This window comes from Pseudarthrobacter ribosi (assembly GCF_055412865.1).
On record NZ_JBVAYZ010000006.1, the window covers coordinates 110,275 to 136,750 of the forward strand.

The 26,476-nt window shown below is 68.5% G+C and carries 26 protein-coding genes; 19 read left to right on the forward strand and 7 right to left on the reverse strand.

The features are described 5' to 3' along the window. Positions 1-12: 12 nt before the first annotated feature. The 3 genes from ACZYZ5_RS08395 to ACZYZ5_RS08405 form a co-directional block, all read right to left on the reverse strand. Positions 13-774: a DUF429 domain-containing protein gene (locus ACZYZ5_RS08395; RefSeq protein WP_463900879.1), complete on the reverse strand. Its 762-nt coding sequence runs from the start codon at positions 772-774 to the stop codon at positions 13-15. 37 nt (positions 775-811) lie between these two features. After that, complete coding sequence (locus ACZYZ5_RS08400; RefSeq protein WP_463900881.1) at positions 812-2,146, reverse strand: carboxylesterase family protein; 1,335 nt, start codon at positions 2,144-2,146, stop codon at positions 812-814. A gap of 148 nt (positions 2,147-2,294) precedes the next feature. Then, positions 2,295-2,783: an inorganic diphosphatase gene (locus tag ACZYZ5_RS08405; protein ID WP_463900883.1), complete on the reverse strand. Its 489-nt coding sequence runs from the start codon at positions 2,781-2,783 to the stop codon at positions 2,295-2,297. A 159-nt stretch (positions 2,784-2,942) separates the two neighbouring features. On the opposite strand from ACZYZ5_RS08405, the gene dacB reads away from it, so the two are divergent. The 14 genes from dacB to panC all read left to right on the forward strand — a co-directional run bounded on the left by dacB (position 2,943) and on the right by panC (position 16,609). Further along, positions 2,943-4,445 carry a D-alanyl-D-alanine carboxypeptidase/D-alanyl-D-alanine endopeptidase gene (dacB, locus tag ACZYZ5_RS08410; protein WP_463900885.1) on the forward strand — a complete coding sequence of 501 codons (1,503 nt, stop codon included), beginning with the start codon at positions 2,943-2,945 and terminating at the stop codon, positions 4,443-4,445. A gap of 85 nt (positions 4,446-4,530) precedes the next feature. Continuing rightward, positions 4,531-5,649 carry a zinc-dependent metalloprotease gene (locus ACZYZ5_RS08415; RefSeq protein WP_463900887.1) on the forward strand — a complete coding sequence of 373 codons (1,119 nt, stop codon included), beginning with the start codon at positions 4,531-4,533 and terminating at the stop codon, positions 5,647-5,649. Positions 5,650-5,744: 95 nt separating this feature from the next. Next, positions 5,745-6,782, forward strand: coding sequence for a tRNA lysidine(34) synthetase TilS (gene tilS, locus ACZYZ5_RS08420; RefSeq protein WP_463901108.1), 1,038 nt, complete (start codon positions 5,745-5,747; stop codon positions 6,780-6,782). A 29-nt stretch (positions 6,783-6,811) separates the two neighbouring features. After that, positions 6,812-7,363, forward strand: coding sequence for a hypoxanthine phosphoribosyltransferase (hpt, locus tag ACZYZ5_RS08425; RefSeq protein ID WP_232082480.1), 552 nt, complete (start codon positions 6,812-6,814; stop codon positions 7,361-7,363). Between the two features lie 213 nt (positions 7,364-7,576). Next, on the forward strand, positions 7,577-9,646 hold the full coding sequence (gene ftsH / locus ACZYZ5_RS08430; RefSeq protein WP_463900889.1) for an ATP-dependent zinc metalloprotease FtsH: 2,070 nt from the start codon (positions 7,577-7,579) through the stop codon (positions 9,644-9,646). A 9-nt stretch (positions 9,647-9,655) separates the two neighbouring features. Further along, positions 9,656-10,300 carry a GTP cyclohydrolase I FolE gene (gene folE / locus ACZYZ5_RS08435; RefSeq protein ID WP_463900891.1) on the forward strand — a complete coding sequence of 215 codons (645 nt, stop codon included), beginning with the start codon at positions 9,656-9,658 and terminating at the stop codon, positions 10,298-10,300. Between the two features lie 11 nt (positions 10,301-10,311). Beyond that, positions 10,312-11,256 (forward strand): dihydropteroate synthase, encoded by a 945-nt coding sequence (gene folP / locus ACZYZ5_RS08440; RefSeq protein ID WP_463900893.1) that lies wholly within the window; start codon positions 10,312-10,314, stop codon positions 11,254-11,256. Between the two features lie 14 nt (positions 11,257-11,270). Next, positions 11,271-11,639: a dihydroneopterin aldolase gene (gene folB / locus ACZYZ5_RS08445; protein ID WP_463900895.1), complete on the forward strand. Its 369-nt coding sequence runs from the start codon at positions 11,271-11,273 to the stop codon at positions 11,637-11,639. Continuing rightward, positions 11,636-12,163: a 2-amino-4-hydroxy-6-hydroxymethyldihydropteridine diphosphokinase gene (gene folK, locus ACZYZ5_RS08450; RefSeq protein WP_463900897.1), complete on the forward strand. Its 528-nt coding sequence runs from the start codon at positions 11,636-11,638 to the stop codon at positions 12,161-12,163. The genes folB and folK overlap by 4 nt, the downstream gene beginning before the upstream one ends. After that, entirely contained in the window at positions 12,163-12,684 is a 522-nt protein-coding gene (locus ACZYZ5_RS08455) for a DUF3180 domain-containing protein (RefSeq protein ID WP_463901110.1), read from the forward strand. The genes folK and ACZYZ5_RS08455 overlap by 1 nt, the downstream gene beginning before the upstream one ends. Continuing rightward, entirely contained in the window at positions 12,665-13,177 is a 513-nt protein-coding gene (locus tag ACZYZ5_RS08460; RefSeq protein WP_463900899.1) for a PH domain-containing protein, read from the forward strand. Before ACZYZ5_RS08455 ends, ACZYZ5_RS08460 begins: the two co-directional genes overlap by 20 nt. A gap of 36 nt (positions 13,178-13,213) precedes the next feature. After that, the gene (locus ACZYZ5_RS08465; protein WP_463900900.1) at positions 13,214-14,794 is read left to right on the forward strand and encodes a PH domain-containing protein; all 1,581 of its coding nucleotides are present in this window, start codon (positions 13,214-13,216) and stop codon (positions 14,792-14,794) included. Beyond that, positions 14,787-15,695 carry a Rossmann-like and DUF2520 domain-containing protein gene (locus ACZYZ5_RS08470; protein WP_463900901.1) on the forward strand — a complete coding sequence of 303 codons (909 nt, stop codon included), beginning with the start codon at positions 14,787-14,789 and terminating at the stop codon, positions 15,693-15,695. The genes ACZYZ5_RS08465 and ACZYZ5_RS08470 overlap by 8 nt, the downstream gene beginning before the upstream one ends. A gap of 14 nt (positions 15,696-15,709) precedes the next feature. Beyond that, positions 15,710-16,609 carry a pantoate--beta-alanine ligase gene (gene panC, locus ACZYZ5_RS08475; RefSeq protein WP_463900902.1) on the forward strand — a complete coding sequence of 300 codons (900 nt, stop codon included), beginning with the start codon at positions 15,710-15,712 and terminating at the stop codon, positions 16,607-16,609. Here the strand turns inward: panC and ACZYZ5_RS08480 are convergent. Then, on the reverse strand, positions 16,606-17,061 hold the full coding sequence (locus ACZYZ5_RS08480; protein ID WP_463900904.1) for an SRPBCC family protein: 456 nt from the start codon (positions 17,059-17,061) through the stop codon (positions 16,606-16,608). The two genes, panC and ACZYZ5_RS08480, sit on opposite strands and share 4 nt — an antisense overlap. A gap of 262 nt (positions 17,062-17,323) precedes the next feature. Between ACZYZ5_RS08480 and ACZYZ5_RS08485 the strand changes: the two genes are divergently transcribed. After that, positions 17,324-18,799 (forward strand): DHA2 family efflux MFS transporter permease subunit, encoded by a 1,476-nt coding sequence (locus tag ACZYZ5_RS08485; protein WP_463900906.1) that lies wholly within the window; start codon positions 17,324-17,326, stop codon positions 18,797-18,799. Between the two features lie 104 nt (positions 18,800-18,903). Here ACZYZ5_RS08485 and ACZYZ5_RS08490 read toward each other — a convergent pair whose 3' ends face one another. From ACZYZ5_RS08490 to ACZYZ5_RS08500, 3 genes are read right to left on the reverse strand one after another with little or no spacing between them, the layout of a single operon-like run. Next, entirely contained in the window at positions 18,904-19,737 is an 834-nt protein-coding gene (locus tag ACZYZ5_RS08490; RefSeq protein WP_463900907.1) for an alpha/beta fold hydrolase, read from the reverse strand. A gap of 57 nt (positions 19,738-19,794) precedes the next feature. Continuing rightward, positions 19,795-20,421 carry a thymidine kinase gene (locus tag ACZYZ5_RS08495; RefSeq protein WP_463900909.1) on the reverse strand — a complete coding sequence of 209 codons (627 nt, stop codon included), beginning with the start codon at positions 20,419-20,421 and terminating at the stop codon, positions 19,795-19,797. 47 nt (positions 20,422-20,468) lie between these two features. Beyond that, positions 20,469-21,365 carry an alpha/beta fold hydrolase gene (locus ACZYZ5_RS08500; protein ID WP_463900910.1) on the reverse strand — a complete coding sequence of 299 codons (897 nt, stop codon included), beginning with the start codon at positions 21,363-21,365 and terminating at the stop codon, positions 20,469-20,471. A 77-nt stretch (positions 21,366-21,442) separates the two neighbouring features. Here ACZYZ5_RS08500 and lysS point away from each other — a divergent pair, with 77 nt between their 5' ends. From lysS to ACZYZ5_RS08520, 4 genes are all read left to right on the forward strand, one after another. Next, positions 21,443-22,975 (forward strand): lysine--tRNA ligase, encoded by a 1,533-nt coding sequence (lysS, locus tag ACZYZ5_RS08505; protein WP_463900912.1) that lies wholly within the window; start codon positions 21,443-21,445, stop codon positions 22,973-22,975. 2 nt (positions 22,976-22,977) lie between these two features. After that, complete coding sequence (locus ACZYZ5_RS08510) at positions 22,978-23,166, forward strand: hypothetical protein (RefSeq protein WP_463900914.1); 189 nt, start codon at positions 22,978-22,980, stop codon at positions 23,164-23,166. A gap of 138 nt (positions 23,167-23,304) precedes the next feature. After that, the gene (locus ACZYZ5_RS08515) at positions 23,305-23,631 is read left to right on the forward strand and encodes a histone-like nucleoid-structuring protein Lsr2 (protein ID WP_463900916.1); all 327 of its coding nucleotides are present in this window, start codon (positions 23,305-23,307) and stop codon (positions 23,629-23,631) included. A 336-nt stretch (positions 23,632-23,967) separates the two neighbouring features. Beyond that, complete coding sequence (locus tag ACZYZ5_RS08520) at positions 23,968-26,460, forward strand: ATP-dependent Clp protease ATP-binding subunit (RefSeq protein WP_463900917.1); 2,493 nt, start codon at positions 23,968-23,970, stop codon at positions 26,458-26,460. Positions 26,461-26,476 lie beyond the last annotated feature (16 nt).

Below are 26,476 nucleotides of genomic sequence, written 5' to 3' on the forward strand. Positions count from 1 at the left end.
CAGCCGCCCACGCTACCGCGCGGTGCCGGCGAGCCCGTCCAGCCCGCCGGCGGGCAGGTGGATCCAGCCTTCGGTCAAAGCGGCCCTGGCGTGGGCGGCATCCGGGCGGAGTGTCAGGCCGAGGGCCACGGCCCGCGCGGTGAGGGCGGCGATAACCGCGTCGAACATGTCATCGGAGCCGGCCAGCCGGTCCTCGTGGCCGGCCAGGTCCAGCCAGGGTGCTGCCTGCTGCAGCGCGTCGACGACCCCGGCCAGCTGTTGCGTTTCCGCCCCGCCGCGGCCCTTGTAGCCGCGGGCCAGCAGGCCCCAGGATTTCAGCGACGCCGCCGGGTAGACCTCGGCGAGCATGCCGCTGCCGTCCCGGGCCTGCGGGCCGTGGTCCCGGGAGATTTTGGCCTGGATAACGGCGCAGCGCATCGCCGGGTGGGCCAGCCGGTCGGCGGAGACGCTGAGCGGGATCAGCCCCGTTTGGGCGGTGATGAAGCGGTCGGTGTCCCGGTAGGCCAGGAGCCGGCGTCCCTCGATGCCGTCATAGTCCAGCACGGGGTGTGGCTCGAAGGCCAGGTGTCCGGCCAGGAAAGGCAGGAAGGCGTCCGGCCAGCCCACCGGGCAGTCGATCCCGGTCATGTCGCTGGCGCCGAAGAGCCGCACGATCTCCTCGTCGCCGACGTCGAGGGCCAGGTGCGCCAGGCGGGCAGTGCCGTTGCCCCAGTCGATGACGGCGGCCGCGGTCTTCCGGGTGGCCGCGGCGAGGTCGACGCCGAGGGTCCTCACCGCGGCCCGCCCGGGACGGCAGGCCCTAGGGTCCGGTTCATCCCGCGCTGACCGAGCGGTACCGCAGGGCGCCGGGCAGCCCGCCCCGGCTGTCCAGGCCCTCCCCGGCGGCAAAGCGGGCCCACACCGCGCGGAGGGCCCGGCCCTGGGCGTTGATGTCCTCCCAGCTGGCGCCCGCGAGCAGCCCGGCGCCTGCCCAGATCTGTTCGTTGCCGAACAGCAGCGGCAGGTCGACGGTGTGGGCGGCCCCGTAGAAGTTGCCCGGCGCCGCCCAGGAGAGCACGTAGCTGTAGGCGGTGCCGCCGGCCCGGGCGTGCCGGCGGGCGAACTTCCTGGCGGCCCGGCCGTACACGGCCTCGGTCACGGCCCAGTTGATGGCCTTGACGACGGCGGTCCCCAGCACCGGGACCTTGGCGAGGCGGCCAACGACGGGGTTGCGCGGCAGGAACAGCCGGGCTTCCTCGGAGGTGTGACCGATCAGGACCTCAATCCCGGGAGCCGTGGCGTTCCAGGCGGCCTCAATGCCGGACTCCGGCGGCAAGGGGGAGTGCCCGTACTGGGTGCCGAACGGCATGGCCGCGATCAGCCCGAACTTCCGGGCCACCTGCGACACGTGCCCTTCGACCTCCACGACGTCCATCGCGGGGGTGTCTTCGGTGACGTGCTCCGCCGCGATGCCCATGGCGGTGCTCATCTTTTCCCGGCCCCGGGTGATGCCCAGGGGCGCGCTTTGAATGATGGCGCGCTGGAACAGGGCGGGGGCCTCCGGCGTCGCCATGAGGTGGGCGACGGCGTCGCCGCCGGCGGACTGCCCGAACGCGGTGACCCGTCCCGGGTCGCCGCCGAAGGCGCTGATGTTGCGCTGGACCCAACGGAACGCCTCGAGCTGGTCCAGCAGCCCGAGGTTCGCGGGCCGGCCGGTGCCCGTCGCGAGGTAGCCGAACAGGCCCAGACGGTAAGTAACAGACACCACGATGACCCGGTTTTCGGCGACGAGGGCCCTGGGGTCGAAGATGGCCAGGTCGCCGGAGCCGGAGGTGTAGGACCCGCCGTGGAGCCACACCATCACGGGGACCCGGTCGTCCGCGGCGAGGCCGGGCGGCATGGTGATGGAGAGCCGCTGGCAGTCCTCACTGCCGGGGAGCTCCCCGTAGCGGGTGCCGAGGATGTCGTCCAGGAACGGCACCGGGGCCTGCGGGCACGCCGGGGACAGGGACGTGGCCGCGAGGACTCCGGTCCGGTCCGGTGCGCTCACCGGGGGCTGGAAACGTCCCGCGGCGGCATAGGGGATTCCGGTGGCCCGCACGACGTCGCCGTCACGCCAGCCGGTGACCGGACCGCAGGGAGGACTAAAGGCAGGCTCGGCGTTCATAAGCCCACAATTTCATACATTTCTGACTCGTCACTGACAGCGGACCATGGGCCCAGACCGCGCCTTAAACAGCAACGCGGGGTCAGTTACGGCCCATATCCGGCGGCCGGATGGACGGTACGTGACCCCGCGCTGGCGTAGGCAGACGTTAGTGCGTGTGGGGAACGTAACGCTTGATGGATGCCTCAAGCTCGGCCTCGGCGGCGGCGCGGTCGCCCCAGCCCTCGGCCTTGACCCACTTGCCCGGCTCCAGGTCCTTGTAACGGGTGAAGAAGTGCTCGATTTCCTTGATCAGGAATTCGCTGACGTCACTGATCTCGTTGATGTGATCGAAGCGTGCGTCGACCGGCACGCAGAGTACCTTGGCGTCTCCGCCGCCGTCGTCGGTCATGTTGAACACGCCGATGGGGCGGGACTCAACGATGACGCCGGGGTGCAGGTCGAAGTCCTGCAGCAGCACCAGGGCGTCCAGCGGATCGCCGTCTTCGCCCAGGGTGTTCTCGAAGAAACCGTAGTGCGTGGGGTACTGCATCGAGGTGAACAGGACGCGGTCCAGGCGGACGCGGCCCGTTTCGTGGTCGATTTCGTACTTGACGCGTGATCCCTTGGGGATCTCGATGGTCACGTCATGCTTCATGGACTGCTCCTTGAGAAATTTAGGGGATGCGCGGTTTTCGGGGGTGCGCGGCACGCACAAGAGGCTGCCGGTGCCGCCGACTACTATTGAGGATATAGCGAGAGGCCCAGGTTTCAGGAACTTGCGGGGACATTTCAGGACTAAAGGACCAGTACCGGCATGAAACGCAGAACGAGCCCCCCGGGCGCTGACCCGGTGACCGGGCCGCTGCGGCGGAGCCTCCCGCTGCTGCTCCAGACCCTGCTTGTCGCGGCACTCGCCCTCCCCGCCGGCCTTGCCGTCGCCCCCGCCTTCCTCGGGCCCGGCCCCCCGGAAGCCGCGCAGACCACACCGCCCTGGCACCAGGCCCCCGGCACGCTGGCCGCCCGTGGCGGCGCGGGGTCCGGCGCCGCCACGGACGGCATTGAACCGCTCTCAGCAGCCGCCGCCGTCCCGCTACCCGGTCCGCTCGCGGCCCGGCTCAACGAAACGCTCAAGGCCGACGGCGCCGGGAACTTCAGCGGCGTCGTGCAGGACGCCCTCACCGGCGAGGTCCTCTTCGACCGTTCCGGCGACGAGGTCCGGGTCCCGGCCTCCAACATGAAGCTCCTCACGGCCGCCGCGGCCCTGCGCACCCTCGGCCCGGAACGCCGCTTCAGCACCCGGGCCGTGGCCGGGGCGGCCCCCGGGTCAATCGTGCTCACCGGCGGCGGGGACGTGCTCCTCGGTGCCGGCGAATCGGTGCCCGGCGCCGTGCTGGGCCATGCCGGGCTCGCCAGCCTGGCGCAGTCGACCGTCCGGGCCCTGCAGGACGACGGCGTCTCCGCCCCCTTGACGGTCCAGCTGGACGACTCCTTGTTTACCGGCCCCGCGCTGAACCCGGCCTGGAACCTGGAGGATGTGGCGGCCGGCGAGATGGCCCCGCTGTTCCCGCTCGCGTTGAACTCGGCCCGCTTCGACCCGGCCACGACCACCGGCCCCCGCCCGCAGGATGCCGCGATGGGCGCCGCCGAGGCGTTTCACGGCCAGCTCGCGGCGGCGGCCGACGCGGCCGGACTGACGGTGGCGCCCGGCGTCGCGCGGGTCCCGGCCGGAACGGACGACGCCGGCACCAGGGTTTTGGCCGAAGTCCAGTCCGCCACCGTGGGCCAGCAGGTCGACCTGATGCTGCGCACCTCGGACAACTACCTCACCGAGGCGATCGGCCGCATGGCGGCGCTCGCGGCCGGCCAGCCCGGCAGCAACGACGGCGCCGTCGCAGCCGTGCTGCAGCAGCTGAAAGACCTGAAAATCCCTGCCGCCACGCTGCGCGCCGCAGACGTCTCCGGGCTGGCCCTGACAAACCAGGTCTCCGCCCGGCAGCTCTCCGAAGTGGTCCGGACCATGACCTCGGGCGCGGACACCCGGCTGCGCGCCGGCCTGGCCGGTTTCCCGGTCGCCGGGCTCACCGGAACGCTGGGGGACCGGTACGTGGACGACGCGGAGACGGCCGGCGGTGCAGGCCTGGTCCGTGCCAAGACCGGCACGCTCAACACCGTCATCGCCCTGAGCGGCTACGTCGTGGACGCCGACGGCCGGCTCCTGGTGTTTTCCTTTATCGGCAACGGACTCACCCCGGGGGCGGGGAACAAGACCGCGCTGGACCGCACCGCCTCGGTCCTTGCCGGCTGCGGCTGCCGCTGACCGCCTCGGCTCACCGCCGCGGGCGGCCGTTCGCCGCCCGACGAATTAAGGCGCAATGTCGGCCCGCTGTGATCTGATGGAGCCTATGGAGTCCTCTTCCCGCGAGACATCAGCCCAAGCCCAAGCCCTGATCAACTGGGAGCTTGCCGCCTCCACCGCCGCCCGGCTGACGCCCGCCGGCCCCGTTCTGGGATCGGCGGAGATCGGCGCCGCCGTCGACAACCTGCGGCTGATGGCCGACCTTTCCGTGCCCCACGTCCATGACATCACCGGTCTGGAGGCCGCCCGCGACCTGCGGGATTCCTCGGTCCTGGTGGTGGACCGCGCCTCCTGGTCCAAGGCCAACACGCAGAGCTTCGCCGTCATGCTCCAGCCCGCGATGGAAAAGGTGCTTGAGAGCCGCCGCGGCACCCTGAACCCCGGCACGGCCAGCGTCAGCGGCGCCATCACCGGCAGCCAGCTCGGCGCCATCCTCGCCTTCCTCTCCAGCAAGGTCCTGGGCCAGTACGACCCCTTCTCCGCCCTCGCCGAGAACTCCACCGCCCCCGCCGGCGGCCGCCTGCTCCTCGTGGCGCCGAACATCATCTCCGTCGAGCGTGAAATCAACGTCGAACCCGAAGACTTCCGGCTCTGGGTCTGTCTCCACGAACAGACCCACCGGGTGCAGTTCGCCGCGGCACCCTGGCTGCGGCACCACATGCTGGATGAGATCGACAGCCTCAGCGGGCAGCTGCTTGGCAACGTCGACTCCCTGATGGAGCGGGCCTCGGCTGCCGCGAAGTCGCTCAGGGACCGCACCGCGTCCGGCTCCGCCCCCAGCCGGGGCGCCATCCTCGACCTGCTGCAGAACCCCGAGGAAAAGGCCGCGATCTCGCGCCTGACCGCCCTCATGAGCCTGCTCGAAGGGCACGCCAACGTGGTCATGGACGCGGTCGACTCCAGCATTGTGCCCTCCGTGAAGACCATCCGGCAGCGCTTCAACTCCCGGGCCAAGGACCGCGGCGTGATCGAAAAGTTCATCCGCAACCTGCTCGGGCTGGACGCCAAGATGCGCCAGTACAGCGACGGATCCAAATTTGTCCGCGAAGTCGTGGACGTGGCCGGAATGGAGGGCTTCAACCGGGTCTGGGAGTCCGCGGACCACCTGCCGACCGAGGCCGAAATTCACAATTCCCGGCTCTGGCTTGAGCGGATGGGGCACTAGGTCCCGTGACTTCCGGTCCCGTTTCCAGCGGACGGCTTTCCAGCGGACGACGCCGGCCCGGCCGGCTGGCGCCCGTCGTCGGCACGGCGCGGAAGATGCTGCAGGACGCGCTGGCCGGAGCGGGTTACCCGGAACGGATCCTGGTCGCCTGCAGCGGCGGGCCCGACTCACTGGCCCTCGCCGCCGTCGCCGCCTACTTCGCCCGCCGCGGACACGTCGACGGCCACCCCGTCTCCGTGGGCGCCGTCGTCGTGGATCATCAGCTGCAGCCCGGATCCGCCGACGTCGCCGCCGCCACCGCCGTGACGCTGCAGGAACTGGGACTTTCGCCCGTGCAGGTCAGGACGGTCGAGGTTGCCTCCGCCGGGATGGGTCCGGAGGCGGCCGCCCGGGACGCCCGGCACGCCGCCCTGGAAGCCGCCGCCGACAGCACCGGCGCCCAGGCCATCCTGCTCGGCCACACCCTTGATGACCAGGCCGAACAGGTGCTGTTGGGGCTGGCCCGCGGCTCTGGAACCCGTTCCCTGGCGGGCATGCGGCCCGCCCGCGACCGCCTGCTGCGCCCCTTCCTGGGACTGCGCCGCGCGGACACGCTTGAGATCTGCGAGGTCGAAGGCCTTGACCCCTGGCACGATCCCAGCAATGCGGATCCGGCCTTTGCGCGGTCCCGGACCCGGGTGGAGGTGCTGCCGCTGCTGGAGGAGAAGCTGGGCCCGGGGGTGGCCGAATCGCTCGCGCGGACTGCCGCGATCCTGCAGCTGGACGCAGATTTCCTCGAGGACGTGGCCAACGACACCTTTGTCCGGCTGCGGGAACAGTCCGGCGGCGCCATCAGCCTCCCGGAGGAAGCCCTGCGCGAGCTGGCACCGGCCGTACGGTTCCGGGTCATCGCGAAGGCCGCGGCCGCCGTCGGCGGCCAGCAGCCCAGTTACCAGCGACTGCTCGCCGCGGAGGCACTGCTCCGCCGGCAGGGATCGGCGGGCCCTGTGGAGCTCCCCGGCGGGGTCAGTGTCTACCGGCTCTCGCTCGCCGAGCTCCTGGCCGAAGGGCAGTCCGGCCCCGGCGGTGTTCCCCGCGAAGCGGCCCGCTGTGGGAAGCTTGTATTCCGGCCTCAAAAACCGCCCGAAATATAGTTGCCCCCGCATCTACACAGGAGTTATTGGTGGATTCAAACGACGTCCAGGCAGATCTCAAGCACGTTCTGTACTCCAAGGAGCAGATCCAGACACGGATCACCGAACTCGCTGCCCAGATCGACAAGGACTACGAGGGCCGCGATCTGCTGATCGTCGGCGTGCTCAAGGGCGCCGTGATGGTCATGGCCGACCTCGCCCGTGCCCTTCACAGCCACGTTTCCATGGACTGGATGGCCGTCTCGTCCTACGGGTCCGGCACGCAGTCCTCCGGCGTGGTCCGCATCCTCAAGGACCTGGACACGGATCTCATGGGCAAGGATGTCCTGATCGTCGAGGACATCATTGACTCCGGCCTGACCCTGTCCTGGCTCAAGACCAACCTGGAATCCCGCGGCACGGCCTCGGTCGAAATCTGCACCGCGTTCCGCAAGCCCACGGCTGCGAAGGTCCAGATCGACGTCAAGTACGTCGGCTATGACATCCCCAACGAGTTTGTGGTCGGCTACGGCCTGGACTACGCCGAGAAGTACCGCAACCTGGACTTCGTCGGCACGCTGGCACCGCACGTCTACGAGTAGCCCACCGCCGCTACGTCCGGCAGGACAGGCCCGGCGCGGGCCCGGCAGGGGTGCCGGCCCCGCCCGGCCCCGCTACGCCCTCAGGGAACTTTTGGACTTCACCGTGCGTGAGCTAAGGCGACGGTGTATAGCTAGACACTGACGCAGCACCACACGCGCGCAGAACAGTCGCCGTGCAGCACTACCAGGAGGGACGGGGCCTGCCCCGAACAGATGAAAGCTAAGAGTTTCTTCAAGGGCCCGGGCATCTGGATTGTCGTTGTTATCGGCATGCTCCTGCTGGCCTTTGCCACCCTGTCCCCGGGCGGCGCCGCCCGAATCGATACGGACAAGGGTCTCGCGCTGCTGACCGACGCCGGCGGCAAAGTCGAACAGGCAAAGATCTTCGACGCGGAAAACCGCGTGGACCTGGTCCTGAAGGAAAACCTGCAGGTTGACGGCCAGGACAAAGGCAAGAACATCCAGTTCTACTACGTCAATGCCCGCGCGGACGATGTCGTCAAAGCTGTCTCGGATTCCCGGCCCCCGAGCGGCTATACCGACCAGCCGGTCGAGAACAACTGGTTCGCCGGACTGTTCTCCCTCCTGATCCCGGTCCTGCTCCTTGGTGTCCTCTTCTGGTTCCTGCTCTCCCGTATGCAGGGCGGCGGCTCCAAGGTCATGCAGTTCGGCAAGTCCAAAGCCAAGCTGGTCAACAAGGACATGCCCCAGGTAACGTTCAGCGACGTCGCCGGAGCCGACGAAGCCGTCGAGGAACTCGAAGAAATCAAGGAATTCCTGCAGGAACCGGCGAAGTTCCAGGCTGTCGGGGCCAAGATTCCCAAGGGCGTGCTGCTCTACGGCCCTCCCGGCACCGGCAAGACCCTCCTCGCCCGCGCCGTCGCCGGCGAGGCCGGCGTGCCCTTCTTCTCAATCTCCGGTTCGGACTTCGTCGAAATGTTCGTCGGCGTCGGCGCCTCCCGTGTCCGCGACCTGTTCGAGCAGGCCAAGCAGAACGCCCCCGCCATCATCTTCGTTGACGAGATCGACGCTGTCGGCCGCCACCGCGGCGCCGGCATCGGCGGCGGCAATGACGAACGCGAGCAGACCCTCAACCAGTTGCTGGTTGAAATGGACGGCTTCGACGTCAAAACGAACGTCATCCTGATCGCCGCCACCAACCGCCCTGACGTCCTCGACCCGGCGCTGCTGCGGCCCGGCCGCTTCGACCGCCAGATCTCCGTCGAGGCCCCCGACCTGATCGGCCGCGACCAGATCCTGAAGGTCCACGCCAAGGGCAAGCCGATGGCTCCTAACGTCGACATGAAGGCCGTAGCCAAGAAAACCCCCGGCTACACCGGAGCGGACCTGGCCAACGTCCTCAACGAGGCCGCCCTGCTGACCGCCCGCTCCAACGCCAACCTGATCGATGACCGCGCCCTCGACGAAGCCATTGACCGTGTGATGGCCGGCCCGCAGAAGCGCAGCCGCGTCATGAAGGAACACGAGCGCAAGATCACGGCCTATCACGAGGGTGGGCACGCCCTGGTGGCTGCTGCCCTGCGGAATTCGGCTCCGGTCACCAAGATCACCATCCTGCCCCGCGGCCGCGCCCTGGGCTACACGATGGTGGTTCCGGAGAACGACAAGTACTCCGTCACCCGCAACGAACTCCTCGACCAGATGGCGTACGCCATGGGCGGCCGCGTGGCCGAGGAACTCGTCTTCCACGACCCTTCCACGGGTGCGTCCAATGACATCGAGAAGGCCACCAGCATTGCCCGCAAGATGGTCACGGAGTTTGGCATGAGTGAGCGCGTAGGCGCCGTGCGCCTCGGCCAGGGCGGCGGCGAGCCCTTCCTGGGCCGCGACGCCGGCCACGAGCGCAACTACTCGGACCAGATCGCCTACATCGTCGATGAGGAAGTGCGCCGGTTGATCGACGGCGCGCACGATGAGGCCTACGCCATCCTCATCGAGAACCGCGACGTCCTGGACGAGCTGGCTCTTGAGCTGTTGGAACGCGAAACCCTGAACCAGGGCGAGATCGCGCAAATCTTCACCAACATCCGCAAGCGCGACTTCCGCGACGTCTGGCTGTCCAAGGAGACCCGGCCGATCCTGTCGGCCGGCCCGGTCGAATCCCGTCGGGAGAAGGCCGAACGCGAAGCGCAGGAAGAAGCCACAGAGGCCCGGCTGGAGGAACCGCTCGACGCCATGCCGCCGCACGCCCAGGGCGTCGCCGGACAGGAGTCGTTCCAAGGCGGTGTAACGGACCTCGGGCCCGATGGCCATCCCGGCTAGGCTTCTTCCGTGACTTCTTTCTTCAATGATGACGACGACGCTCCCGACGCAGATTCCTTGGCGGCGGGAGGGTCCGTCCCCGGCCCCTATGCCGTGGACCAGCCCCGCATCCAGGCGGCCGTCCGTGAAATTCTCCTGGCCATTGGCGAGGATCCGGACCGCAGCGGCCTCCTGGACACCCCCAAGCGGGTCGCGAAGGCGTACACCGAGATGTTCGCCGGACTCCACCACGATCCGGCCGAAATCCTGGCCACCCAATTCGACCTGGACCACGAGGAACTCGTCCTGGTCAAGGACATCCCGTTCTACTCCACCTGCGAGCACCACCTCGTTCCGTTCCACGGGGTCGCCCATGTGGGCTACATTCCCTCACACGACGGGAAGGTCACCGGGCTGAGCAAATTGGCGCGGCTCGTGGACATGTTCGCCCGCCGCCCGCAGGTCCAGGAACGCCTGACCACCCAGATCGTCGAAGCCCTCGTCACCCATCTCAAGCCCCGCGGCGCCATCGTCGTCGTCGAATGCGAACACCTCTGCATGTCCATGCGCGGCATCCGCAAGCCCGGCGCCAAGACCGTCACCAGCGCGGTACGCGGGCAACTCCATGACCCGGCCACCCGTGCCGAAGCCATGAGCCTCATCATCGGAAGGTAATTACACAGACTATGGACTCCCTAGCCGCAGCCCCCGGAACCGGACCCGCGACTTCGCCCCTGCCCGTCTTGCGCAAGCCCCGCCCGGCCGCCAAATTCGGGAACCTCCCCACGGACCGGACCCTTGTGATGGGGATCCTGAACGTCACCCCGGACTCCTTCAGCGACGGCGGCAAGCACGCCGCCGCGGACACCGCCATCGCCGCCGGCCTGCGGATGTTCTACGGCGGAGCCGACATCATCGACGTCGGCGGCGAATCCACCCGCCCGGGAGCGGTCGAGGTCGGCGGCGAGGAGGAGCAGCGCCGGGTGCTACCCGTAATCCAGGCCCTGGTGAAGGCCGGTGCCCTGGTCAGCATCGACACCACGCACGCCGCCACCGCCGCAGCGGCGCTGGACGCCGGCGCCGCCATCATCAATGACGTCTCGGGGCTGACCCTGGAGCCCGAGATGGCCGAACTGGTGGCCCGCAGCAAAGCCCCGTACATCCTCACGCACCGCCGCGGCAACGCCACCACGATGGACTCCCTGACCGAGTACGGGAACGTCGCGGAAGACGTGGCCGCGGAACTCGCCGGCGTCCGCGACAAGCTGTATGCGGCCGGCGTCGCCCCGGAACAGATCATCCTGGACCCCGGCCTGGGCTTCGCCAAGAACGAGGAGCAGAACTGGGAACTGCTCCGCCGCCTGGACGTCCTGCAGGCCCTGGGCCACAGGGTGCTCGTCGCAGCCTCCCGCAAGCGCTTCCTCGGCAGCCTCCTGACCGTGGCCGGCAAGGCCGCCCCGCCGGCCGAACGCGACGCGGCCACCGCCGCTGTCACCGCCATCAGTGCCCACCGGGGTGCCTGGGCGGTCCGCGTGCACGACGTCGGCCCCAGCCTCGACGCCGTCAAGGTCGCCGCCCGCATGACCCCGGCGCCGGCAGCAGCCGCCCCGGCCGCCGCCGGCGACAACTGAACCGACAGGCCACCATGGACCAGATCACGCTGAGCGGCGTCACCGCCGTCGGCCACCACGGGGTGTTGGATTTCGAGCGGCGCAACGGCCAGCCGTTCGTCGTCGATGCCGTACTCCACCTGGACTTCAGCAGCGCCGCCGCCTCTGATGACGTGCTCGACACTGCGCACTACGGTGAAGTGGCCGAATGCATCCGGGGTTGGATCACGGGGGAGCCGCTGAACCTGATCGAGGCCCTGGCCGTGCGGATCGCCGAGGACGTGCTGTCAAAGTTCCCTGTCGCCGCCGTGGACATCACCGTGCACAAGCCCAAGGCCCCGATCGAAGTCGAATTCGGCGACGTCTCCGTCAGCGTCCGGCGGACCCGGCGGGAACAGCCATGAACTACACCCGGGCCGTGCTGGCGCTCGGCAGCAACCTGGGGGCGCGCAGCGACACACTTTCGGCGGCCGTCGCGGACATCGTCGACCCGCCGGAGGTCCGCCTCCTGGCCATCTCGCCGATCGTGCAGACCAAGGCCGTCGGCGGGCCGGAAGGCCAGCCGGACTTCCTCAACATGGTGATCGCCGTGGAGACCACGCTGGCGCCCCTTGAGCTGCTGCGGCATTGCCACGCGGTGGAGCAGAAACACCTCCGCGTCCGCGACGTGCACTGGGGCCCGCGCACCCTCGATGTCGACATCATCACGTACGGGGAACTGGCCAGCTCCGACCCGGAGCTGACCCTGCCCCACCCGCGCGCAGCGGAGCGGGCATTCGTGCTCTACCCGTGGTCGCTGATCGACCCTGCCGCCGAGCTCAACGGCGAACGCGTCGGCGAGCTCGCCGCCAAGGCCGCCGACTTCGCCGACCTCGTGCCCTTCGATGGTTTCGAAAACCTCCACGGCGTGGCCGGAGCGGTCGAGTGATGAAGCTGACCAGCCCGCTGCTGCTGCTCCTGATCAGCGTGGCCGTCGGGATCCTGGGCTGGCTCGCCGCCCTGCTGACCACCCGCTACGGACTGAACACCCCCGTGCTGCCGCTCAACGGACTCATCACGATGGGCGTGATCATGGTGCTCACCCTCGTGCTGGGCATCCGGGTGCTGCGCTGGCGGAACGGCAAAAAGAAGAAAATGCTCAACCCGATCCTGGCCGCCTGGACCCTCGTCCTCGCCCAGGCCTGCGCCTACACCGGCAGTGTGCTGCTGGGCTGGCACGCCGGGATCTTCGTTGACCAGCTGCGCCTCTGGAACCTGCGCAGCGACCAGACCCTCGCCTGGCAGGCCCTGGCCATGGCCGGCGGCGGCCTGGCTATGGTCGGGGTCGGCCTGATGGTGGAACGGTTCTGCCGGGTACCGCCCGAGGACGGAGAGGGCGAATCGGCCCCGGGCCTCCAGGACAAGCGCAAACCCAAATCGGAAGGCGAATATGCGTACCGAGGCGATTGACCCCCCGGGCATCACGTGGCTGCGCGTCTCGCCGAAATACGTCAGGGTGCGGCTCGCCAGCTGGGCGCTGGCCAACCTCGTCGTCGTGGCGCTGCTGTGCGTTCCCCTGATCCTTATCGCCAACGGCCGGTGGGAGAACTTCCCGCGCTGGCTGGCCGTCGCCCTCCCGGCCGTGATGCTGGTCCTGGCCCTGTGGCGGCTCCTGCTCATTCCCCGCCAGGTGCGCGCCATCGGCTACGCCGAGCGTGAGGATGACCTGCTCGTCCGCCGCGGCATCTTCTTCCAGCGCACGCTCGTGGTCCCCTACGGCCGGATGCAGTACGTGGACATCGGCGCCGGACCGGTGGAACGCGGCCTGGGCCTGTGCACGCTGAAACTGCACACCGCCTCCGCCGGCACCAACGCGGAAATCCCGGGCCTGCCCGCCGCGGAGGGCGCGCGGCTCCGCGAGCAGCTCTCCGCCCGTGGTGAAGCCCGGCTGGCCGGACTGTGACGGGCCCGCTGTGAGGTCCTCCGTTAGGGGAACTCAGTGAAGCCGGACGCGGCCCCGGAGGCGTCCGCCGGCGCCGACGCGGGAACGCCCGACGGCGCGTGGCTGCGCGTGCACCCGGCCTCACCGTTCGTGCGCGGCTGGGTGGCGCTGGCCGCCATTGTCTTCTTCTTCTTCCGGGACACCTTCGAGCGAATGCTCCAGGGCGGCCCCCTCGTCGATGAGCAGTTCGCAGGCCGGGCTCCGTGGCTGCTGTTCGGCGGCGGCGTGCTGCTGCTGCTCACCGGGGTGGGCTTCGCCCTGAGCTGGTACTTCACCCGCTACCAGGTGGCGGAGGGCTATGTCCGGATCAACACCGGGTTCCTCTTCAAACAGCAGCGGCAGGCCCGGCTGGACCGGGTCCAGGCGATCGACATCGTGCAGCCGCTGCTCGCGCGGATCTTCGGGCTGGCCGAGCTCAAGTTCGAGGTCGCCGACGCCGGGGAGTCCGCGGTGCGGCTCGCGTACCTTCGCATGGACGAGGCGCGGCAGCTCCGGGCCGCGATCCTGGCCAGCGCCGCCGGCGTCGTGCCGGACCCCGCGCAGCCAGGGGCCGTCGCGGCGGAGGCCCCGGAGCACGCCGTGCTCACCGTCCCGCCCGGGCGCCTCATCGGGTCCCTGCTGCTGAGCGAGCAGAGCGTGGTGGTCGTCGTCGGCGGGCTGGCCTCCGTGGTGCTCTCCGCCGCCACCGAGAACCGCAGCTTCTATTTGTTCCTGATCCCGGCCGCGCTGGGCATGGTGGCCGCCTACTGGAACGCCATCAACAGGGGCTACAACTTCACCGCGGCCATTTCCCCGGACGGCATCCGGCTGCGCTACGGGCTGCTGGACACCCAGGCGCAGACCCTGCCGCCGGGGCGGATCCAGGCCCTGAGGGTCAGCCAGCCGCCGCTGTGGCGGATCTTGGGCTGGTACCGGATCCAGGTCAACGTGGCCGGCTACGGCGCCGCGGAAAGCAACGGCGAGGCCTCCTCCCGGGCCACGCTCCTGCCGGTGGGGACCTTCCCCGATGTGCTCACCATGCTCTCCCTGGTCCTGCCCGATCCGGGCACCACGGACCCGGTGCGGCTCTTCACCGCCGGCGTCAACGGACTCGCCCCTGCCGCGTCCGCGGAGGGACCGGCGGGCGTTCCTGCCGAGGCGTCGGGCTCCGGGACGTACGACGGCGGCTTCGTCACCACCCCGCGGCGGGCCCGGCTGCTGGCCCCGCTGGGCTGGCGCCGCAACGGCTTCACCGCCACCGACACGGCTCTGCTGATCCGCTCGGGCCGCTGGTGGCGGCACCTCGTCGTCGTCCCGCACCAGCGGACCCAGTCCATGGCCCTGGAGCAGGGCCCCCTGGCCCGGCGCTTCCGGGTGGCGGACCTGGTGCTGCACACCACCCCGGGGCCGGTGTCCCCGCGGCTGATCCAGGCGGGCCTCGACGAGGGCCGGGCACTGCTGGATGCACAGGCGGCCCGGGCCCGGGCCGCGCGCAAACGCCAGACCAGCGAGCACTGGCTGGACCAGGTCCGCCCGCTCGTGGCTGGAACCTCCCACACCGAAGAACCCAACAGTCAGGAAGACTCTCAGCATGGCTAAACCAGGACGACTCGGCATCGGAATTATCGGCGCCGGCAAGGTCGGCGCCGTCCTGGGGGCGGCGCTGCGCGGCGCGGAGCACGCCATCATCGGGGTTTCCGCGGTCTCGGACGCCAGCCGCGAACGCGCGGAGACCCTGCTTCCGGGTGTCCCGGTGCTGGACGTGCAGGACATCGTCGAGCGCGCCGAACTCGTGCTCCTGGCCGTCCCCGACGACGCGCTCGGCCCGCTCATCGAGGGCCTGGCGAAGCTCGGCGCCTGGCAGGCCGGCCAGCTCGTCGCACACACCTCCGGCCGCTTCGGCGTCGGGATCCTGCATCCTGTCCGCGCCGCCGGCGCCATCCCACTGGCGCTGCACCCCGCGATGACCTTCACCGGGATGAGCCTGGACCTGACCCGGCTGCTGGACTGCACGTTCGGCGTCACAGCGGACGCCGCGATGCTGCCCATTGCCCAGGCCCTCGTCGTGGAGATGGGCGCGGAGCCCGTCGCGATCGCCGAGGCCGACCGCACGCTCTACCACGCGGCCCTGGCGCACGGCTCAAACCACCTCGTCACCCTGGTGGCGCAGGCCTCGCAGCTGCTCCGGGAAGTCGGCGTCGAGGCCCCCGAACGCATGCTGGGACCGCTGCTGCGGGCGACCCTGGAGAACGCGCTCGCCTCGGGCGAATCGGCCCTCACCGGGCCGGTGGCCCGCGGCGACGTGGGCACCGTTGCCGCGCACGCCGAGTCCCTGCGGGAGCACGACGCCGGCGCGGACGGCGATATTCTGGAGGCGTACCTGGCCATGGCCCGGGCGACCGCCCGCCGGGCAGGACGCCGGGGACTGCTGAAGCCGGAGCAACTCGGCGACATCACGCAGGCACTCGAGGGCCCGGACCTCGACGGCCCGCAAACCTAAGGAAGGTCCCTAACTTGGCGATCCAACTCGTGACCACGGCTGCCCGGCTCCGGACCGAAAGCGCCCGCCTGCTCCAGGAGAAGGGCGGCACTTCGCAGGGCCTGGTGCCCACCATGGGCGCCCTGCATGAGGGGCACGCCGAGCTGGCGCGCACCGCCGTCGAACAGAACGACGTGGTGGTGGTGAGCATTTTCGTGAATCCGCTGCAGTTTGGCGAGGCCGTGGACCTGGAGCGCTACCCGCGGACCCTGGAGGCGGACCTGGCGCTGCTGGACGCCGTGGGCGTGGACCTGGTGTTCGCCCCGGACGTGGACGAGGTCTACCCCGGCGGGGCACCCCGCGTCCGGATCAGCGCGGGCCCGGTGGCCGAGAAGTGGGAGGGCGCGTCCCGCCCCGGGCACTTCGACGGCGCCCTGACCGTGGTGGCCAAGCTGCTGCACTTCGGGACGCCCGGCGCGGCGGCGGGACCAGAGCTGCCGGCCTACCGGGCCTACTTCGGCCAGAAGGATGCCCAGCAGTTGGCCCTGGTCCAGCGCATGGTGGCGGATCTGAACTTCCCGGTGGAGATCGTCCCCGTGCCGATCGTGCGCTCCGCGGACGGCCTGGCGCTGTCCAGCCGCAACCGCTTCCTCTCCGCCGAGGAACGCGAGGCGGCGCTGGTGCTCTCGCGGGCGCTGCGGCTGGTCGAGGAACGGGCCAACGCCCACCAGCCCCTGGATCTTGAGTCCGCGCGGGCCCTCGTGGAGTCCCAGCCGCTCGTGGACCTGGACTACTTCGAGGTGGTGGATCCCCGCACCCTGGACCCGCTGGCCGAGAACTGCCGGGACACCCCGTTCCGCGGCGAGGGGCTGGCGATCATCGCGGCGACGGTCGGCCCGGTCCGGCTGATCGACAACGTCCCGCTGGATTCCTAGCCAGTTCCGCTCTCGGCCATGAGCTTGAGGTTCTCCAGGGTCTGTTCCCCGGCCCGTTCCTGCAGCCGTTCCACGAGCAAGCGGTCGGCGAATTTCCCGATCGCGGCGCCGGGAACGTTGTATTCGATCTCCACGGAGACCCGGGTGCCGTTAAGTTGGGGCTCGTAGTCCCAGGTCTGCCAGCCTTTCAGCGGCCCTTCGAATTCGATACGCACGTGCTTCCCCCCTGACCCGGTCGGCAGGTACTCGACGACGCGGGTGGTGACCGGGAACGGCACGCCGGCCATCAGGTAGTTGTGCTTGACGACGGTTCCGGCGGTGCCGTCGCCGTCCACATTTTTGGCCTCGCTGAGATTCACCCACCAGGAGGCCCAATGGTGGGGATTGGTGGCGATCCCCGTGACCCGGTTCACGGGGGCGTCGATCTGGATGCTGTGCTGGATGTGGCCCATCGAAAACTCCTCTGAACATGCGCTGAGGGCAGCGCTGGGCCTGAACGGCGGAGCGCCCTGCTCTCAGGGAACGCCGCCGGGCGCTCCCGGAGTAGGGCAAAAGGTCCTGCCGGGCACCTCGTGGGCACCATGCGCTGCGGCCCGGCGGGCCGCCGGAAAATATCTCCGCCGCCGGGAATTACCGGGGCGCATCGCAGGTTGGCACCTGATGTAGCGACGATGCTCGCCGACCCCACTTCGAAACACCCTGAGGGAAATCCCTATGTCTACTGACGTCTCTTCAAAGCCCGCCGGCGATCCCGCGCAGGCCCCGGCCGCCGCGGAGGCTGCCGCACCGCCGGCAAAGATGTCCCGGGAATCGGTCACCGTCATCGCCACCTTGCTGGTGGCCACCTTCGTGGTGATCCTGAACGAAACCATCATGAACGTCGCACTGCAGCGCCTGATGGTGGATCTCGGCGTCACCGCGCCCACCGTGCAGTGGCTGTCGACCGGATTTATGCTCACGATGGCCATCGTGATCCCCACGACGGGCTTCATCCTGCAGCGGCTGTCCACCCGCGCCGTTTTTATGCTGGCCATGGGCCTGTTCTCCGGCGGCACGCTGCTCGCGGCGCTGGCGCCCGGATTTGAGATTCTCCTGCTCGCACGGATCGTCCAGGCCGCGGGCACGGCCATCATGCTCCCCCTGCTGATGACCACCATCCTCACCCTGGTCCCCGTGGCACGCCGCGGCTTCGTGATGGGCAACGTGAGCATCGCCATCTCGGTGGCGCCGGCCATGGGCCCCACGGTGTCCGGGCTGATCCTTGAGCACTTCTCCTGGCGCTTTATGTTCGTCTTCGTCCTGCCGGTCGCCCTCGCCGCGTTCGCCATCGGGGCCCGGTTCCTGACCAACATCGGTGAAACGGAAAAGACCCGGCTCGACGTCGCGTCCGTACTGCTGACCGTTCCCGCGTTCGGCGGGATCGTCTACGGCCTGAGCCAGATCGGCGGCGGCGAGTCCGGCCCCGGCTCGCCCGCCGTCATTGCCCTGGCCGTCGGCGCCATTGCCATGGTGGCGTTTGTTCTCCGCCAGCTGCGGCTGCAGCAGTCCGCGGCACCCCTGCTGGACCTGCGGGCATTCACCTTCCGGATGTTCACGGTGTCCGTGCTGCTGCTCGTCGTGGCCATGATCGCCCTGTTCGGCGCCGTAATCCTCCTGCCGTTGTACCTGCAGGAGGTCCGCGGTCTGACGTCGCTGGAAACCGGGCTGACCCTGCTGCCCGGAGGACTCGCGATGGGCCTCCTGGGCCCGTTCATCGGGCGGCTCTTCGACAAGGTCGGCCCGCTGCCGCTCACTGTCACCGGCTCGTCCCTGCTCGTGGTGGCGCTGTTCCAGTTCTCCCTGCTCGACGCGGGCACGCCGGTCGGGTGGATCATCGCCCTGCACGTGGGCCTCAGCCTGGGACTGGCCCTGATCTTCACCCCGGCGTTCACCACCGGGCTGAACCCGCTGCCGCCGCACCTGTACTCCCACGGCTCGGCCATCATGAGCACCCTGCAGCAGGTCGCCGGTGCCGCCGGAACGGCGCTGCTCGTCTCGATCTACGCGGTGGTGTCCGCCAGCGCGGGAATCGTCGCGGGCATGCACGCGGCGTTCCTCACGGCGTCGGTCATCGCCGTCGCCGCCGTCGTCCTGTCCGCACTGATGCGCAAGACCGCCGCAGCGGACCACCCCGCTCCCGCCCCCCACTAACCCGATCCCGACCTGCTTAAACCAACGCGGGGTCACTAAGCGCCCATCCGGCGGGCCGGAAGGGACGCTCAATGACCCCGCGTTGCTGTGCTGCGGTGGGGTGGTTAGCTGGCGAAGAACTCGCTGAGTGCGGAGATGAGCTTGTCCGGTGCCTTGTTGACGCCGTCGTGGCCCATGCCCGGCAGGATCGTGTAGCTGGAGCCGGAGAGCACCTCGTGGATCTGGGCGCAGGCCACACCGAAGTACGCCGGGCTCTTCTCGCCGACAATTATCAGCGTCTCCAGCGGCAGCTCCAGGAACGGCTCCGCCGGCATGTCGGCGGCGATGATGGCCTTGATCTCCCGGACCCCGGTCTTCATCAGCTCGCGCATCTGCTTGCCGAGCGGGGTGCCGGCGGCCAGTTTGTTCGCCAGCGTCAGCATCGACAGCGGCATCCGGGACAGGGCGCTACCGGTCTCGAGGCCCCGGAGCAGGACGGCGAGGGCGCGGTCGTCGTCGCCGGCCGCCGTCGCCTTTTCGTATTCGGTGGTCCAGTCCGCGGTGACGCTGTGATTCACGGAGACGGCCGGGTCGTACACGGCGAGGCGCTCCACCGGCAGGGTGCGGGCGGCGTGCAGCGCCACCGCGCCGCCGAAGCTGTGCCCGAAAACGTCCGTGCTGGCGGTGTGCTTCATCACCGCGGCGAGGTCCTTGATGTCCACGTCGAGGGTGTAATCCTCCGGCTGCGGGGAGGAGGAGCCGCGGCCGCGCCGGTTGAAGGTGTGCACCGGGCGCCCGAGGGACGCGCTGAGCTTCTGGGCGAAGCGGGTGTAGTCGGCGGCGGTCACCATGGAGGCCGCAACAACGACGACGCCGGAGCCCGCCGAGGTCAGCTCGGCACCCGTGCTGAAAAGCTCGATCGTTCCGCCGTCGGGGGTTCTAATGTTCTCGCGGGTCATGGTCAGAGCCTAGCCGAGGCTGCAGCTACGGCGCAGTAGGGCGCCGGGCCCAGCGGCCTAGCCGCCCAGCCGCCCGCCGGAAACGTCGAGGTAACAGGAGCCGCACAGCGACTCGTACCAGACGTCCTGGCCGTCGATCGCGACCTGGTCGCCGTCGAACACCACCCGGTCTCCGGCCCGGCGGGTGTTGAAGATGGCCTTGCGGCCGCAGCGGCAGATGGTCTTGAGTTCCTCGAGCGTGTGCGCGATTTCCAGCAGCCGCAGCGAACCCGGGAACGCCCGGGTGCGGAAGTCGGTGCGGATGCCGTAGGCCAGCACGGGAACGTTGTCCAGGACGGCGATCCGGAAGAGGTCGTCCACCTGGGCCGGTTCGAGGAACTGCGCCTCGTCCACCAGCAGGCAGGCCACCGGCTGGGTGTCCACGTGCTCCAGCAGGGCGTCGGGGTCGTCCCCGTGGGCGTGGGCGGTGAACAGCTCCCGGGCGGACGCCCCGGCCGGGATCAGGAAGTCCACCGACCGGGTCATGCCCAGGCGGGACACGACGTCGGCGTCGCCCTTGGTGTCGACATCCGGTTTGGCCAGCAGGACCCGCTGGCCGCGTTCCTCATAGTTGAAGGCGGCCTGCAGCAGCCCCGTTGACTTGCCTGAGTTCATCGCGCCGTAGCGGAAGTAGAGCTTGGCCAAGGGGGTCCTTTCGAAAGGGTCGCCCACCGATTGTAAAGGCGCGCCGCTCAGCGGCCCAGCTTGAGCCGCCGCCTGCGCGCCGGGAGGCGGTGCAGGCTCCCTTCGTCGGCAAGGAGGAACCGCGCAGCGGCCCGGGGCAGCCGGATTCCGGGCCGGAGCGGGCTTTCGTGGAGCTGACCCGGCAACACGGCGAACTCGATGGAAGGGATGGCGGCGGCGAGTTGCCGGCTCGTTTCGGTGAAGTACTCCGGGCTCCAGCTCCCGCTCAGCATCAGGGTGGGGATCGTGACGGCCGCGAAGTCGGCCAGCTCGGCGTCGGCGTCCAGCACTGCCCGCATCTCCGCGACGGCGGTGGGCAGCAGCCTGCGCATCTCGGCGCCCTTGGGGGTCCGTGCGGAGAGGATGCTGAGCAATCGCAGCGCGCCGAGCGGGAGCTTGGACACGGGCCCGCCGACCTCAATGCCTTGGACCAGGTGGGCCCAGGCGTCGTCGAGTTGCCCGGCAGCAATCGAACGCTCCAGCTCGGGCCGCCAGCGGTGGGTGAGGTTCCCGGAGAGGGATACAGCCGCGTCATAGGTCACCATCCTGCGGATCGGCAGCGTCCGTGCCGCCTGGAGGGCCAAGAAGCCGCCATAGCTGTGTGCCACCACGTCGCTCGATCCCGTTTCCCGCATCACGGCAGCCAGATCACCGACCTCCATGGCCACCGAGTAGCTGGCCGGTTGCGGGGAGGACCCTGCGCGCCCGCGCCGGTTGTAGCAATGCACAGGTCGGCCCAACAGGCGGCTGATGTTCCGCGCGAACGGGCGGTACAGCGCGTCGGTCAACGCCGTGCCGTGCACGATGACGATGCCCGGGCCGGGCGGCAGGCCGGGAGCCGGACGGAAGGAGTGCAGTTCGAGGCGCCCCTCGCCGTCGTCGGTGCTGATAATCCGCGTCTCCACAGCCCTGAGTCTATTCCGCAGCAGGCCATAGCCGTGAGGGACCGCCCCGGGCACAATCCCCGGTAAACTTGGGGATTGTGACTTCCCAAAACACCTCCGCCCCGAATACCGCCGCCGATTCCCATGAAGCCAGCGAGCAGACGCGCATCCGCATGGAGAAGCGCGCCAAGCTGATCGAGCGCGGCGTCGAGGCGTATCCGGTCGGTGTTGAGCGCACCCATTCCCTGGGTGAGATCCGGGAGAAGTACGCGCACCTCCAGGCCGACGAAACCACCGGCGACGTCGTCGGGGTGACCGGCCGCATCGTCTTCATCCGCAACACCGGCAAGCTCTGCTTCGCCACGCTCCAGGAGGGCGGCGTGGACGGCAAGGCCGTCCGGCTGCAGGTCATGCTTAGCCTGGCCAACATCGGCGAGGATGCGCTCGCCGACTGGAAGGCCCTCGTGGACCTGGGCGACCACGTCTTCATCAAGGGCGAGGTCATCTCCTCACGGCGCGGCGAGCTCTCCGTCATGGCCGAATCCTGGTCGATGGCGTCCAAGGCGCTGCGCCCGCTGCCCGTGCTGCACGCCGAGCTCAACGAGGAGACCCGGGTCCGCCAGCGCTACGTGGACCTCATTGTCCGCGACGAAGCCCGCGAAATGGTCTACACCCGCGCCGCGATCACCCGCTCCATCCGCGAGACCCTGCACCGCCAGGGCTACGTCGAGGTGGAAACCCCGATGCTGCAGCTGGTCCACGGCGGCGCCACGGCTCGTCCGTTCGAGACGCACATGAACGCGTTCGACCAGAAGATGACGCTGCGGATCGCCACCGAGCTGTACCTCAAGCGCACGGTCGTGGGCGGGATCGACCGCGTCTACGACATGGGCCGCGTCTTCCGCAACGAGGGCGTGGACTCCACCCACAGCCCGGAGTTCACCACCCTGGAAAGCTACGAGGCCTGGGCCGACCAGTTCGTCATGGCGGACCGGATCAAGGAACTCATCCTCGACGCCGCCGATGCCGCCGGCGTGGGCCGGGTCCTGCAGACCGAGGCCGGGGAGATCAACCTCGACGGCGACTGGGCCTGGCTGGCGGTTTACCCGGGGCTCTCCGAAACCGTGGGCCAGGAAATCACGCCGGAGACTCCGGCGTCGGATCTGCTGGCACTCGCCGCCAAGCACGAGGTCAAGGTCGATGCCAACTGGGATGCCGAAAAGCTCGTGGTGGAACTCTTCGGCGAACTCGTCGAACCGACGCTGTTGAACCCGACCTTCGTCTACGACTACCCGCCTTCCGCCCAGCCGCTGGCCCGCCAGCACCGCGAGGACGGCCGGCTGATCGAGGCGTGGGACCTCATCATTGGCGGCATGGAGCGCGGTACGGCGTTCTCGGAGCTCATTGACCCGGTGATCCAGCGCGAACGGCTCACCGAGCAGTCACGCCGCTCCGCCGCCGGCGATGTGGAGGCCATGCAGCTGGACGAGGACTTCCTGCGTGCCCTGGAGTACGGGGCCCCGCCGATGGGTGGTATCGGGCTGGGCATCGACCGGCTCGTTATGCTCTTCACCGGCGTCGGCATCCGCGAGACAATATTGTTCCCGCTGCTGAAGCCCGAAGGACACTGACCATGGAGTACATCGCCGTCTTGCTTCCCTCCGTGGTCGTCGGCCTGATTTTCTGGTTCGCCATGAAATCGATTTTCAATGCGGACAAATCCGAACGCCAGGCCGAAGCTCGGGCCCAGGCGGAAGCTGACGAAAAGGCCCAGGCGCCCGATACGCTCCGCCACCGCGGCCATTCCAACGGCCTGAACTAATAGCGAGCTATTCGACCTTGGGTTTTCCTTCGGAAACTCTTTTTCGCTTTGACTCGTTGCCATAAAGCGGAGGATACTTTTAAGCAGATAGATCCTGCTTTTCGTAAATACTCATCCCTTTTGGAAAAGAGAGTCTTAATGGCACAGAAAGTAAAAATCATCCTTGTTGATGACCTAGATGGCGGATCCGCGGACGAGACCGTTCGGTTCGGACTCGACGGCGTCAGTTACGAAATCGACCTGTCATCGGAGAATGCCTCAGAACTGCGGTCTGCTGTTGAGCGGTTTGTAGGCCACGCACGCAAGACGTCAAGCGGCCGCGCAACCCGCACCAAAATTTCATCCGGCCGGAACCAGGACTCCGCCCAGATCCGGCAATGGGCCCGAGATAACGGCTATGCGGTAAACAGCCGCGGACGTATTCAGGCGGAAATTCAGGAAGCCTACCAAAAGGCGAATTCCTAGCCGTCAAGGCAAGACCCCGCGACGACGTTGGACACAGCGCTGCGGCGCAATAACGATGACTCTGCCCCCGCTTGGGTCGGGGGCTTTGTCGTATGTGGGTTCGGACGCTGATGTCGTCGCCAAGGAGCCGCCATCGCGCGGGAGAGCTGGCCGCCGTCGGGCCCTCCGCCGTTGCTGCCGCCCGTCCGGCGGGCCTGTCGGACGTCCGGCGGGGCGCCGTTTGCGCCCCGATGTGACGCGGCGGCGGCGTCCCGGTTTCCCCTGTGGCGAACAAGCCCCAAATCTTGAACCCGGCCACGTAGCATCAAAGTACGTCGTAGCTAGGAGTGTGGCGAAATGTTTGAGCGATTTACGGACCGTGCCCGTCGCGTAGTTGTGCTTGCCCAAGAAGAGGCACGCATGCTGAACCACAATTACATTGGTACCGAACACATCCTCTTGGGTCTGATCCATGAAGGTGAAGGTGTTGCTGCCAAAGCCCTTGAGTCCTTGAGCATTTCGCTCGACGGCGTCCGCGAGCAGGTACAGGAGATCATCGGCCAGGGCCAGCAGGCCCCGTCCGGACACATCCCCTTCACCCCCCGCGCCAAAAAGGTCTTGGAACTCTCGCTCCGCGAGGCCCTGCAGTTGGGACACAACTACATCGGCACGGAGCACATCCTGCTCGGCCTCATCCGCGAGGGTGAAGGTGTTGCCGCCCAAGTGCTGGTCAAGCTCGGTGCGGACCTCAACCGCGTCCGCCAGCAGGTCATCCAGCTGCTCTCGGGCTACCAGGGCAAGGAATCCACCGGAGCCGGTGTTGGTCCGGGCCAGGCCGAGGGCACTCCTGCCGGTTCCGTCGTCCTGGATCAGTTCGGCCGCAACCTGACCCAGGCCGCGCGCGAGAACAAGCTGGACCCTGTCATCGGGCGTGAATCCGAAATGGAACGCGTCATGCAGGTCCTGTCGCGCCGCACCAAGAACAACCCCGTGCTGATCGGTGAGCCCGGCGTCGGCAAGACCGCCGTCGTCGAAGGCCTCGCCCAGGCGATTGTCCGCGGCGATGTTCCTGAGACCATCAAGGACAAGCAGCTGTACACGCTGGACCTCGGGTCCCTCGTGGCCGGCTCCCGCTACCGCGGTGACTTCGAAGAGCGCCTCAAGAAGGTGCTCAAGGAAATCCGCACCCGCGGCGACATCATCCTCTTCATCGACGAGATCCACACCCTGGTGGGTGCCGGTGCCGCCGAGGGAGCCATCGATGCGGCCTCGATCCTGAAGCCCATGCTGGCCCGCGGCGAGCTCCAGACCATCGGTGCCACCACGCTGGACGAGTACCGCAAGCACATCGAGAAGGACGCCGCGCTGGAACGCCGTTTCCAGCCGATCCAGGTCAAGGAGCCCTCTGTCGCGCACGCGATCGAGATCCTCAAGGGCCTTCGCGACCGGTACGAGGCCCACCACCGGGTCACCATCACCGACGGCGCCCTCGCCTCGGCAGCGAGTCTTTCCGAGCGCTACATCTCGGACCGCTTCCTGCCGGACAAGGCGATCGACCTGATCGATGAGGCCGGTGCACGGCTGCGCATCCGCCGGATGACGGCCCCGCCGGAGCTCAAGATCATGGACGAGAAGATCGCCGCCATGAAGCTGGAGAAGGAATCCGCGATAGACGCGCAGGACTTCGAAGGTGCCGCCTCGCTGCGCGACAAGGAGCAAAAGCTCATTGCCGAGCGTGCCGAGAAGGAACGCCAGTGGAAGACCGGCGGCATGGACGACATCTCCGAAGTTGATGAGGACCTGATCGCTGAAGTTCTGGCGAATTCCACCGGGATCCCGGTCTTCAAGCTGACCGAGGAAGAATCCTCGCGACTGCTGAAGATGGAAGACGAGCTGCACAAGCGGGTAGTCGGCCAGAACGAGGCCATCAGGTCCCTGTCCCAGGCGATCCGCCGCACCCGTGCAGGCCTGAAGGACCCGAAGCGTCCGGGCGGTTCGTTCATCTTCGCCGGCCCCACCGGCGTCGGCAAGACCGAGCTCGCCAAGGCCCTGGCCGAATTCCTCTTCGGCGAGGAAGACGCCCTGATCACCCTGGACATGTCCGAGTACTCGGAGAAGCACACGGTGTCGCGTCTCTTCGGTGCCCCTCCGGGCTACGTGGGCTACGAGGAAGGCGGACAGCTGACCGAGAAGGTCCGCCGTCGTCCGTTCTCCGTGGTCCTGTTCGACGAAGTGGAGAAGGCGCACGCCGACCTCTTCAACTCGCTGCTGCAGATCCTGGAAGACGGCCGCCTGACCGATTCCCAGGGCCGCGTGGTGGACTTCAAGAACACCGTGATCATCATGACCACCAACCTCGGCACCCGGGATATCTCCAAGAGTGTTGCCACCGGCTTCCAGTCCGGCACGGACACGCAGACCGGCTACAACCGGATGCGGGCCCGCGTCACGGAGGAGCTCAAGCAGCACTTCCGTCCCGAGTTCCTGAACCGTGTTGACGACGTTGTGGTCTTCCCGCAGCTGACCCAGGACGAGATCATCGAGATCGTGGACATGTTCGTCGGCCGGCTGGAGAAGCGCCTCAAGGACAAGGACATGGGCATCGAGCTCACGCCGGCGGCCAAGATCCTGCTCGCAACCCGCGGCTACGATCCCGCCATGGGTGCCCGGCCGCTGCGCCGGACCATCCAGCGCGAGATCGAGGACCAGCTCTCCGAGAAGATCCTCTTCGGCGAAATCCACGCCGGCGACATTGTTGTAGTGGATGTGGACGGCGAAGGCGACGACGCCAAGTTCACCTTCGCAGGCAACACGAAGCCGCGCATCCCGGAGATCGCTCCGAGCGTCTAGGCATCGGCTCGAAGGC